The sequence below is a fragment of the Pseudooceanicola sp. NS-SX8 genome (genome assembly GCF_057380755.1).
In genome coordinates this window covers 436,385-447,920 of the sequence record NZ_CM170819.1, presented here as the reverse complement: position 1 = coordinate 447,920, position 11,536 = coordinate 436,385, and the positions used below count along the sequence as shown (strand labels likewise).

11 protein-coding genes are annotated in these 11,536 nt (G+C 66.1%); 7 read left to right on the top strand and 4 right to left on the bottom strand.

The annotated features are described in order from the left end of the window. Positions 1 to 36: 36 nt before the first annotated feature. The 3 genes from AC2IR1_RS01980 to AC2IR1_RS01970 all read left to right on the top strand — a co-directional run bounded on the left by AC2IR1_RS01980 (position 37) and on the right by AC2IR1_RS01970 (position 2,655). The gene (locus AC2IR1_RS01980) at positions 37 to 687 is read left to right on the top strand and encodes a Hint domain-containing protein (RefSeq protein ID WP_486474607.1); all 651 of its coding nucleotides are present in this window, start codon (positions 37 to 39) and stop codon (positions 685 to 687) included. 213 nt (positions 688 to 900) lie between these two features. Continuing rightward, positions 901 to 1,791, top strand: a complete 891-nt coding sequence (locus AC2IR1_RS01975; protein WP_486474606.1) for a methylated-DNA--[protein]-cysteine S-methyltransferase — start codon at positions 901 to 903, stop codon at positions 1,789 to 1,791. Positions 1,792 to 2,007: 216 nt separating this feature from the next. Beyond that, a complete protein-coding gene (locus AC2IR1_RS01970; protein ID WP_486474605.1) occupies positions 2,008 to 2,655 on the top strand; it encodes a YiaD family glycine zipper/OmpA-like lipoprotein in 648 nt (215 codons plus the stop codon). A 107-nt stretch (positions 2,656 to 2,762) separates the two neighbouring features. On the opposite strand, the gene uraH is transcribed toward AC2IR1_RS01970, so the two are convergent. Next, positions 2,763 to 3,122 carry a hydroxyisourate hydrolase gene (uraH, locus tag AC2IR1_RS01965; protein WP_486474604.1) on the bottom strand — a complete coding sequence of 120 codons (360 nt, stop codon included), beginning with the start codon at positions 3,120 to 3,122 and terminating at the stop codon, positions 2,763 to 2,765. 89 nt (positions 3,123 to 3,211) lie between these two features. Between uraH and puuE the strand changes: the two genes are divergently transcribed. The 4 genes from puuE to AC2IR1_RS01945 are packed head-to-tail and all read left to right on the top strand — an operon-like array spanning position 3,212 to position 7,611. Continuing rightward, complete coding sequence (puuE, locus tag AC2IR1_RS01960) at positions 3,212 to 4,633, top strand: allantoinase PuuE (RefSeq protein ID WP_486474603.1); 1,422 nt, start codon at positions 3,212 to 3,214, stop codon at positions 4,631 to 4,633. Then, positions 4,633 to 5,664, top strand: a complete 1,032-nt coding sequence (alc, locus tag AC2IR1_RS01955; RefSeq protein WP_486474602.1) for an allantoicase — start codon at positions 4,633 to 4,635, stop codon at positions 5,662 to 5,664. Before puuE ends, alc begins: the two co-directional genes overlap by 1 nt. Then, positions 5,661 to 6,155, top strand: a complete 495-nt coding sequence (locus AC2IR1_RS01950) for an ureidoglycolate lyase (protein ID WP_486474601.1) — start codon at positions 5,661 to 5,663, stop codon at positions 6,153 to 6,155. Before alc ends, AC2IR1_RS01950 begins: the two co-directional genes overlap by 4 nt. Positions 6,156 to 6,201: 46 nt before the next feature. Beyond that, positions 6,202 to 7,611, top strand: coding sequence for a uracil-xanthine permease family protein (locus AC2IR1_RS01945; RefSeq protein ID WP_486474600.1), 1,410 nt, complete (start codon positions 6,202 to 6,204; stop codon positions 7,609 to 7,611). Between the two features lie 101 nt (positions 7,612 to 7,712). Here AC2IR1_RS01945 and AC2IR1_RS01940 read toward each other — a convergent pair whose 3' ends face one another. The 3 genes from AC2IR1_RS01940 to serA all read right to left on the bottom strand — a co-directional run bounded on the left by AC2IR1_RS01940 (position 7,713) and on the right by serA (position 11,494). Next, a complete protein-coding gene (locus AC2IR1_RS01940) occupies positions 7,713 to 8,891 on the bottom strand; it encodes an acetyl-CoA C-acyltransferase family protein (RefSeq protein ID WP_486474599.1) in 1,179 nt (392 codons plus the stop codon). A 68-nt stretch (positions 8,892 to 8,959) separates the two neighbouring features. Next, entirely contained in the window at positions 8,960 to 9,709 is a 750-nt protein-coding gene (locus tag AC2IR1_RS01935; protein ID WP_486474598.1) for a metallophosphoesterase family protein, read from the bottom strand. A 192-nt stretch (positions 9,710 to 9,901) separates the two neighbouring features. Continuing rightward, complete coding sequence (serA, locus tag AC2IR1_RS01930) at positions 9,902 to 11,494, bottom strand: phosphoglycerate dehydrogenase (protein ID WP_486474597.1); 1,593 nt, start codon at positions 11,492 to 11,494, stop codon at positions 9,902 to 9,904. Between the last annotated feature and the right edge of the window lie 42 nt (positions 11,495 to 11,536).

Here is an 11,536-nt window from a genome sequence, read left to right as displayed (position 1 = left end):
AGGGCTTCGTCCCATTGTTCGTTCGGAGGCAGGCAGATGACCGATTCTAAGACAGTGATCCATGGGCGGGACACGCCCCCGGATCCGATTTCCGGACTGGGCCCCGGCAGCATGGTCCTGACCCTTGATGGCGAAATGCCCATCGAATGGCTTGCGCCCGGCGACAAGGTCGTCACGCGGGACCACGGTGCGCAGCCCGTCCTGCACATCGCCCGATTGCGGCGGTTGCCCGGTGGCGGCCCCCTGCCGCAACCGCTGACATTCCTGCGCGGCGAAAAGGGCCCGCAGGGAGAGCTGACGGAGAAATTGCGCGTCGCGCCGGGGCATCGCGGCCTGATCCGCCGTCCCGAGCTGGAGCTCAACTTCGGCTCGGAAGAAGCCCTTGCGCGCTTTTGCGACATCTCCCGCAGGAACCGTTCCCGCCCGGATCCGACGATGGGCGGGTTGACCTACCACTGCATCATCATGGAACGGCACGAGATCATCACCGCCGGATCGCTCTGGGTCGAAAGCACCTCTCCCGAGATGGCCGCGCTGCTGGATCTGCCGCCGGCGGTACGCCGCGCCACGCGCCTTTTCGAGGCGGAGGGCCGGTGCCCGCGCATCTGCCTGTCGCGGGCCGAAGCCCTTCTGATCCGACAGAAATGCCCAGCGGAACTGTCCCTGCTCGACCTGCTTGCCGCCTGAGCCGGGCGCCTATGGCGGCCCCGCGCCCAGGATCATTCACTGGCGACTGTCGCGGGCTGCTGCCCCGGCGGACTTCGCCGGGACAACCTCGGGGGCAACCTCTGGGACAACCGGGGCGCAATCTCGCCAACAATCGCGGGGTCATTGCGCAGGAACCGGGTCGCAGGAACCCCGCCACGCGACTATCTTCGATCCATGACATCGGAGAGCCCCATGCAACAGGCCGTCCAACAGGCCGTCCCTCGGCGCGGAACGCCCGAAGACAGCTATCACTACAACCTCGTCCGGCGCGCGATCGAAGAAATCGACGCGGCAGAGGCGCCACTGTCCCTGGATGCACTGGCCGGCCGCATGGGCATGAGCCAGGCGCACTTCCAGCGGCTCTTCTCTGCCTGGGCCGGTGTTTCCCCGAAACGATATCAGCAATACCTTGCCCTGGGCCGCGCCCGGGAAATGCTGAGCCGGCGCGCCACCCTGCTGGAAACGGCAGATGCCGCCGGGCTTTCGGGCACGGGTCGATTGCATGACCTGGTGCTGCGATGGGAAGCGATGCGCCCGGGGGAGCTTGCCCGCGGCGGGGAGGGCCTGCGGATTCGCTGGGCGCAGTGCGCCTCTCCCTTCGGTCCCACGCTGGTCATGGCAACGGATCACGGGATCTGCGGCATCGCCTTCCTGGCCGACACCGACGCCGAGGCGGCCTTTGCCGACCTCTGCCGTCGCTGGCCCGCAGCCCGGTTCGAGGAAGATCGCAACGCCGTGCCGCCCCTGGCCCAGGCGGCCTTTGCCACGGGGCGCGCGCCCCTGCACGTCATGGGCGCCCCCTTCCAGATCAAGGTCTGGGAAGCGCTGCTGACCATCCCCGAGGGTCAGGTCACGACCTATGGTGAAATCGCCACCGCCACGGGCCACCCCGGGGCCAGTCGCGCGGTCGGCACGGCCGTCGGTCGGAACCCCCTGGCCTGGCTGATTCCCTGCCACCGGGTGCTGCGGCGCGACGGCGGGCTGGGCGGTTATCACTGGGGCCTGCCGGTGAAACGCGCCATGCTGGCCCGCGAGAGCGCCAGGACCGAGCCCGAGACCGGGTCCCTGCGCCCGACAGGCTGACCCGGACAGGTCCGACAGGACGCCCCCAATGGGGCCCAAACATGAGGGCCAAAGGCCGGGCCATTGCGCCTCCTACGCCACGGGGGTGAAATTTCCTGTCATCCAGCGGAAACCCGCCGGGGGTCTCAGCGTTGTGCATTGGGTGAACGCGCGGAGTGCGCTATCCCGAATGCAGAAAGCGGCCCAAGACGGCCGTTCGGAGGAAAGAGACAGAACATGACCCTGATCAACAAATCCATCCTTGGCCTCTCCGGCGCGTCGCTGCTGCTGCTGACGGCCTGCGTCAATCCCGATGACGGCCAGCAGAACACCCGCACCGGCGTGGGCCTTGGCGCCCTGACCGGCGCCGCTGTCGGGGCCATCGTTTCGGACAACCAGGCCAAGGGGGCCGTGATCGGCGCAACCCTCGGCGGCCTGGCAGGCGGGGCCTACGGCTCCTACCTCGACAAGCAGGAGGCAGAGCTGCGTGCCGCCACCGGCGGCCAGGTCGAGGTCGTGAACACCGGTGACCGCCTGATCGTCACCATGCCGCAGGACATCCTGTTCGCCACCGACAGCGCCACCCTGCGCCCGGACCTGACGTCGGACCTGCGCGCCGTGGCGAATTCGCTGCAGAAATACCCCGACACCACGATCCAGGTGCTGGGCCACACCGACAACACCGGTTCTGCCGCCTACAACCAGGACCTGTCGCGCCGCCGCGCCGCCTCCGTTGCCTCGACCCTGATTTCCTACGGCGTCGACAGCTACCGTGTTCAGGCCGTCGGCCGGGGCGAAGACCAGCCGCGTGCGTCCAACCTGACGCCCGAAGGCCGCGCCCAGAACCGTCGCGTGGAAATCGTCATCCTGCCGAACCAACGCTGATCCGGCTCGCCGGGCAGAAGCCCGGAAACGGAAACGTCACAGGGCCGCACCTTCCGGTGCGGCCCTTTTCGTGTCCGGGGTCCAGTCCCCGGTGCCGCTGGCCGCGATCAGCTGCCGCGATAGGTGCTCATCCCGAAGGGAGAGATCAGCAGCGGCACGTGGTAATGCACATCCGGATCGGAAATGCCGAAGCGGATCGGCACCACGTCCAGGAAGCGCGGCTCTTCCGGCGGCACGCCAGCGGCATCCAGGTAGGCACCTGCGTGGAACTCGAGTTCATAAGTGCCCGGCAGGAAATGCTCTTTCGGCAGGATCGGTGAATCGGTGCGCCCGTCAGAATTGGTGACCATGCGCGCCAACTCATCCCGCGCGCCTTCCTGCAACCTGTAGAGGATGACCTCCATTCCTGCGGCCGGAACGCCTTTTGCCGTATCAAGCACATGCGTTGTAAGGTAACCCTCGGCCATTCCAGCCCCTTTCCCGGAAAATCCCCTTGAGCACCGCCCGGCGCCCGTCGATGATACGTCGGCCCCAAGGTGCAGACGGAGAGAACCACATGAACCGCTACCCGCGCAACATGATCGGCTACGGCCCTACGCCCCCGGATGCCCGCTGGCCCGGTGGTGCAAAGATCGCAGTCTCTTTCGTGCTGAATTACGAAGAGGGGGGCGAGAACAACATCCTGCATGGCGATCCCGCCTCAGAGGCCTTCCTGTCGGAAGTGATCGGTGCCGTCCCGTGGGAGGGCAAGCGACACTGGAACATGGAATCGGTCTATGAATACGGCGCCCGCGCGGGCTTCTGGCGGCTGCACCGGCTCTTCACCGAAAAGGGCATCCCGCTGACGGTCTACGGCGTGACCGACGCCCTGGCCCGCAGCCCGGAACAGCTCTGGGCGATGCAGGATGCCGGGTGGGAGGTCGCCTCCCACGGGCTGAAGTGGGTTGAACACAAGGACATGCCCGAGGCCGAGGAACGCGCGCTGATGGAACAGGCCATCGCCCTGCATACCGAGCTGACGGGCGAGCCGCCCAAGGGCTGGTACACCGGGCGCTGTTCCATGAACACGGTGAAGCTGGCGGCAGAGCTGGGCATGACCTGGGTATCCGACACGATCGACGATGATCTGCCCTACTGGGGCAGCTTCGACGGCCATGAAACCCTGGTGATTCCCTACACGATGGACACCAACGACATGCGCTTTGCCGGGCCGGCCACCTTCGGCGGCACGGAGGAGTTCTTCGAATACCTCAAGGCCGCCTTCGACGTGCTTTACGAAGAGGGCGAGGCAGGCGCCGCCAAGATGTTCTCCATCGGGATGCACTGCCGCCTGCTGGGTCGCCCCGGGCGCCTGGCCGGGCTGAAGAAGTTCATCGAATATGCCCAGGCAAAGGGCGACGTCTGGTTCCCGCGCCGGATCGACATCGCCGAACACTGGGCGGCGGAACACCCGAAGGTCGTCGCCGACCTGGTTCCCAGCGAAATGGCGAAGGACGCCTTCGTCGAAGCCTTCGGCGGCATCTACGAACATTCCCCCTGGGTCGCGGAACGCACCTGGGAACTGGAACTGGGCCCGGTGCATGACCGTGCGAAGGGCCTGTGGAACGCAATGGCGCGGATCTTCCGCACTGCTTCCGACGAGGAGCGCCTGCAGGTGCTGACCAGCCACCCCGACCTGGCCGGCAAGCTGGCAGAGGCAAAGCGGCTGACGGTGGAAAGCACCGACGAACAATCCGGGGCGGGGCTTCTGGCCCTGACGGACGAGGAACGCGCCTACTTCACCGACCACAATACCCGCTACACCGAAAAATTCGGCTTCCCCTTTATAATTTCCGCAAAGGAGAATACCAAGGCGACGATCATGGAGGCGATGGCCCGCCGCCTCGCCCATGACCGCACCACCGAATTTCACGCCGCCTGCAAGCAGGTTGAACGCATCGCGTATCACCGGCTTGCGGCCTTGCTACCGGATAGCTGATGACGACGATCGACCGTATCGACCCCAATGTGCCGCTTTTTGTCAGGACGGGCATCAATCTTGCCTCCGAAGGACTGGGCGCGAAGGCGCTCTTTGCCTCCGATGAATTCTTCGCCCCGCTGGAGCGCATGCTGAAGGATTCCCCGGCGGAGTTCTTCCCCGACCTCTACGACGACAACGGCAAGTGGATGGATGGCTGGGAAACCCGGCGCCGTCGTGGCCTGGGCCATGACTGGGCCGTGATCAAGCTGGCCGCCGCGGGCCGGATCCTGGGCTTCGATATCGACACCAGCCATTTCACCGGCAACTACGCCCCCGCCGCCCGGATCGAGGCCTGCACCTGCCTCGATGGTGACCCGACGGAGGACACCCGCTGGGTGGAAATCCTGCCGAACAAACCCCTGTCGGCCTCCGAACACCACTATTTCCGCTGCGAAAGCTTCGAAAGCTGGACCCACCTGCGCCTGCACATCTACCCCGATGGCGGCGTGGCGCGCCTGCGGGTCTACGGCGTGCCGGAACTGGATCCCTCCGACGAGGGCACGGCGGAAATCGATCTGGCCTCGGCCCTGAACGGCGGCCGCGTGCTTGCCTTCTCGGATGCCCACTACGGCGACTACAACCGCATCCTGGCCCCCGGGCTGGGCAAGGACATGGGCGATGGCTGGGAAACCCGGCGCCGTCGCGAACCCGGCTACGACTGGATGGTCATCGCGCTTGGCGCGCGCGGCACCGTTTCCCGGATCGAGGTCGACACCAAGCACTACAAGGGCAACTACCCCGATGCCTGCCGCATCCAGGCGGCCGACATGTCGAACTTCGGCGATGGCCTGACCGATGCGCTGGTGACCTCCGCCATGTTCTGGGATGAGATGCTGCCGCGCGTGAAACTGGGCCCGGACGCGGTTCACACCTTCACCGACGAGGTCGCGGACATCGGTCCCGTCACCCACATCCGGCTGAACATCCACCCCGATGGGGGCATTTCCCGCCTGCGCATCTGGGGCAAGCCGATCTGGCAGGGCAAATGACCGACCTGCCGCAGATCCGCGCAGAAAAGCTCACCGCCAGCGCCTTCGCCCCCTTCGGCGACGTGCTGGAGGTGACGGAAAGCTACGACAAGCTGATCAACGCGGGCATGTGCGAACGCTACCACGATCGGGCCAGGCTCGATTTCGGTCCCGGCGGGCGCGCCGGGATCTCCATCTTCCGGGCCCAGCCCCGGCAGATGCCCTATACCTGTGACCTGCTGGAGCGCCATCCGGAGGGATCCCAGGCGTTCCTGCCCCTGTCCGAGGCCCCCTGGCTGGTCATCGTCGCGCCTGATGCGGGCGGCGTGCCCGGCGCGCCCAGGGCCTTCCTGCCAAAGCCCGGCCAGGGCGTGAACTTCCATCGCGGCACCTGGCACGGAGTGCTTACGCCTTTGGCAGATCCCGGCCTTTTCGCCGTACTGGACCGGATAGGCGACACTCCGAACCTCGAAGAGCATTTCCTCGACCGTCATTTTACTGTCACTTATTGAGTCACGCCCCCGTGAAGAGGGGCGTGAAAATCAATAGGGGAAGACAATGGCTGAGACCTCTCTGGGGACCGTGGAAGAACTCCGCGATCCGAATTACATGCCGCCGCTGGGCAAGGCGGTACCGCTCGGGATCCAACACGTGCTGGCGATGTTCGCCTCCAACGTGACGCCCTCCATCATCATCGCCGGCGCGGCGGGCTTCGGCTTCGGCTCCGACCAGGGGGCGCTCGGCTTCCCCGACATGACCTACATGATCCAGATGGCGATGCTCTTCGCCGGGGTCGCCACGCTGTTCCAGACCATTGGCTTCGGCCCCGTGGGCGCCCGCCTGCCGGTGGTCCAGGGGACCTCCTTCGCCTTCCTCCCGGTCATGATCCCCGCCGTCGCGGGCCTTGGCGTCGACGGCATGAGCGGCCTGATGACCGGCATCCTGATCGGCGGCTGCTTCCACTTCTGCCTGGGCTTCATCATCGGCAAGCTGCGCTTTGCCCTGCCGCCGCTGGTCACCGGCCTGATCGTCCTGATGATCGGGCTGGCGCTGCTGAAGACCGGCATCCAGTATGCCGCGGGCGGTGTGCCCCTGGTCGGCAAGCCCGAGTTCGGGACCCTCGCCATGTGGCTGCCCGCGCTGGTCGTGATCGTGGTCGCCCTGGGCCTGTCGTTCTTCACCACCGGCCTGCTCTCCGTGGCCTCGGTGCTGATCGGCATCCTGGCCGGCTACGCCGTCGCCGCCGCGATGGGTCAGGTCTCCTTCGGCAATGTCGGCAACGCCTCCTTCTTCGACATTCCCAGCCCGTTCAAATGGGGCTTCTCCTTCGATCCGGCTATCATCGTCGGCATGTGCTTCATGGCCGTGATCTCGGCCATCGAAACCGTGGGCGATACTTCGGGCATCACCAAGGGCGGCGCGGGGCGCGAAGCCACGGACAAGGAAATCGCCGGTGCCACCTTCGCCGACGGCCTGGGCTCCGCCATCGCAGGCATCTTCGGCGGCCTGCCCAACACCTCCTTCAGCCAGAACGTCGGCCTGATCGCCATGACCGGCGTGATGTCCCGCCACGTCGTCACCATCGGTGCGGTCTTCCTGATCGTCTGCGGCCTGGTGCCCAAGGTCGGCGCGATCATCAACACGGTGCCGATCAACGTGCTGGGCGGCGGTGTCATCGTGATGTTCGGCATGGTCGCGGCCTCCGGCATCAACATGCTGTCGGAAGTCACCTGGAACCGCCGCAACATGATCATCCTCGCGGTGTCGCTCTCCGTCGGTTTCGGCCTGCAGCTGGAGCCCTCGGCGCTGCAGCACATGCCGCGCACGATGCAGATCCTGATGACCTCGGGCCTGCTGCCCGCCGCGGGCCTGTCGATCATCCTCAACCTGATCCTGCCGGAGGAAACCCCGGAAGAGCACGCAGAGGAAGAGGCCTCCGAAGCCGCGCACAAGGCCGATGCCGCCTGAGGTCCTGGCCGCCTGAGGCACGGGACCTTCCGAAAAGCGAAAGGCGCGCCCCGGGGCGCGCCTTTTTCTATCCGGCAATCCTATCCGGCAGCTGGATGACGTCAGAGCCGCTCGATCGCCAGGGCGATGCCCTGCCCGCCACCGATGCACATGGTGATCAGCGCCTTGCTGCCCCCGATGCGTTCCAGCTCATACAGCGCCTTGACGGTGATGATGGCACCGGTTGCGCCCACCGGGTGGCCCAGGGCGATGGCCCCACCATTGGGGTTCACCTTCGCCGGGTCGAGGTCGAGCGCGCGGTTCACCGCGATGGCCTGGGCCGCGAAGGCCTCGTTCGATTCGATCACGTCGAAGTCCCCGGCCGTCAGCCCGGTCTTCTCCAGCAGTTTCTGCACCGCGGGGATCGGACCCACGCCCATCACCTCGGGCCGGACGCCCGCATGGGCATAGCCCAGGATCCGCGCCCGCGGTTTCAGCCCGGCGGCCTCTGCCGCCGACGCCCGCGCCAGCACCAGCGCCGCTGCGCCGTCATTCAGGCCGGAGGCATTGCCCGCCGTCACCGTGCCGTCCTTCTGGAAGGCGGGGCGCAGGCCGGCCAGCACCTCTGCCGTGGTGGCAGGCTTGGGGTGCTCGTCGACCTCGAAATGCACGTGGTTGCGCTTCACCTGGATCTCGACCGGGACGATCTGCTCCTGGAAATAGCCCGCCTCGATGGCCGCCCCCGCCCGCCGCTGGCTTTCCAGCGCGAAGGCATCCTGGTCGGCACGGGTGATGGTCGCCTCCGCCGCGACGTTTTCCGCCGTGACGCCCATGTGACCGGTCCCGAAGGGGCAGTTCAGCGCGCCCAGCATCATGTCCAGCGTCTTCACGTCGCCCATCTTGGCGCCCCAGCGTTGTTGCTGGATGATATAGGGCGACTTCGACATGTTCTCCGCCCCGGCGGCCACGGCGAAATCCGCATCCCCCAGCATCAGCGACTGCGCGGCAGAGACGATGGCCTGCGCGCCCGACCCGCAGAGCCGGTTGACGTTCATCGCCGGCGTCGTGTCGGGGATCCCTGCCTGCATCGCGGCAACCCGGCTGACGTACATGTCGCGCGGTTCGGTGTTGATGACATGGCCAAAGACGACGTGGCCGATCTGCCCGCCCTCGACCCCGGCACGCTCCATCGCGGCCTTGGTCACGATGGTGCCCAGTTCGATGGGCGAGGTACCGGCCAGGCTTCCGCCGAAGGTGCCGATCGCGGTGCGCGCACCGCTGAGAATGACGATATCGTCCATGATTTCCTCCCGGGTAGGTTCGGGCGGACGATACCACCCGCCGGGATGATGGCGACAGTGACGGTGCGTTATTCGGGCTGCAGCGGCACCCGGCCCCCGTCCGTCAGGACGAAGCATTCGGTCCCTTCGAAGGCCACGGCCGACAGGAACCGCGGTGTGCCCGAAGCCCCCGCGCCCGTGTCGATGTCGATCCGGTTGCCGAAATGGGTGACCTCGGGAACGATGGTATGACCATGCACGATCAGCCAGGGATGCGGCCCTTCCACGGCGTAGAAATCATCCCGGATCCAGATCATGTCCTGCTCCTCCTGCGCCTCTAGCGGGATGCCCGGGCGAATGCCCGCGTGGATGAACAGAAGCGCATCACGCTCCGCCCAAAGCGGCATGGCGTTCAGGAAATCGCGGTGCGCCTGCGGGACCAGCGCCTGCGCCTGCTCGAACATCTCCTCGACCGAACGTTCGGGCCCGGTGTCGATGCCATAGCTGGCCAGGGTCGCCGTGCCGCCAAGGTTGAAATGGGTCCAGGGCGCGCCGGACTTGATCGCGGGATCATCCAGCCGGGCGTTTTCCAGGAAGCGCATGAACATCGTGTCGTGGTTGCCCCGGATCGTGGTCCAGCGGCGGCCCTCGGCCTTGCCCGCGATCAGCCGGTCGATGACCCGGTTCGCATGGGGGCCGCGATCAACCAGGTCCCCGGTGAAGATCACCTCATCCGTGCCGCCCGGCCCGTCGTCGGCGCCGTCCGCCGCGATTTTTTCCAGCGCGCCTTCCAGCATGCCGATCTGTCCGTGAATGTCCCCGATGGCGTAGATGGTCATTTTACCCTCGTCGCTGCGTCGCGGCGAATGGATCACCTTTCGCCCGGAAAGGCCAGCACCCGACCGTCACTTCCCGGCCGCGCCTGCCCGCGTCAAATCGAAAGGCCGCACCCTGCGGCGCGGCCTTTCCAATCTCCCGATCATACCGGATCAGAGCCCGGAGATCAGACCCTGGGGATCAGCCCCCAGGGATCAGAGCGTGAATTCCAGCGGGCGGATCTGCTGGAACAGGCCGGTGTCGCGCAGCGCCTGCATGGCTTCCGGCTTGGCCTTTTCATCCAGGTACAGAACGGCGATCGCCTGGCCGCCCGTGGCCTGACGGCCCAGGGTGAAGTTGGCGATGTTCTGACCGGCGCCGCCCAGGACGGTGCCCAGGGTACCGATGATGCCCGGCACGTCCTCGTTGGTGGTGTAGAGCATGTGCTCACCCACTTCGGCATCGATGTTGATGCCCTTGATCTGGATGAAGCGCGGCTTCCCGTCGGAGAAGACGGTCCCGGCGCAGGAGCGTTCACGCTCGGGCGTCACGATGGTCACCTTGATGTAGCCGTCGAAGGTGCCGCCCTTGTCCTGGTTGGTGGTGGAGACCTGGATGCCGCGTTCCTTCGCGACGACCGGGGCCGAAACCAGGTTCACGTCGGGGTTCGACTTCTTCAGGATGCCCGCGATGACGGAGCAGTTCAGCGCCGCCAGGTTCATTTCCGCCGCGACACCGTCGTAGAGGATGTTGATGGCGTTGATCGGCTCGTCGGTCAGCTGACCGATGAAGTTGCCGATGTGGCCGGCCAGCTGGACCCAGGGGCCCATGACCTTGGCTTCCTCGGCGGTCATCGAGGGCATGTTCAGCGCGTTTTCCACGGCGCCGTCCAGCAGGTAGTTCGACATCTGCTCGGCGACCTGCAGGGCCACGTTTTCCTGCGCTTCGGTCGTGGACGCGCCCAGGTGCGGGGTGCAGACGACGTTGGGCAGGTTGAACAGCACGTTCTCGGTGGCGGGCTCTTCCTTGAACACGTCGAAGGCGGCGCCTGCGACATGGCCGGATTTCAGCAGCTCTGCCAGGGCTTCCTCGTCAACCAGGCCACCGCGGGCACAGTTGATGATGCGGACGCCCTTCTTGGTCTTGGCCAGATTCTCGGCCGACAGGATGTTGGCGGTCTGCTCGGTGTAGGGCACGTGCAGGGTGATGAAGTCGGCGCGGGACAGCAGCTCGTCCAGCTCGACCTTCTCGACGCCCATCTTCTTGGCTTTTTCCTCGCCCAGGAAGGGATCGTAGGCCACGACCTTCATCTTCAGGCCAAGCGCACGGTTGCAGACGATGCCGCCGATATTGCCGGCGCCGATGACGCCCAGGGTCTTGCCGGTCAGCTCAACGCCCATGAACTTGGACTTTTCCCACTTGCCGGCATGGGTGGAGGCAGAGGCCTCGGGGATCTGGCGGGCCACGGCGAACATCATCGCGACGGCATGCTCGGCGGTGGTGATCATGTTGCCGAAGGGCGTGTTCATGACGATCACGCCTTTCTTGGATGCCGCTTCCTTGTCGACGTTGTCGGTGCCGATACCGGCGCGGCCGACGACCTTCAGCTTGGTGGCCTTTTCCAGCAGCGCCGGGGTCACCTTGGTGGCGGAACGGATGGCCAGGCCATCGTAGTCGCCGATGATTTCAGCCAGCTTTTCCTTGTCCTTGCCAAGGGCGGGCATGAAGTCGACGTCGATGCCGCGATCGCGGAAGATCTGGACGGCGGTTTCGGACAGCTTGTCGGATACGAGAACTTTGGGGGCCATGTCAGGCGCTCCTTCGATGCAATGGGGGCGTTGGAAGGCGGG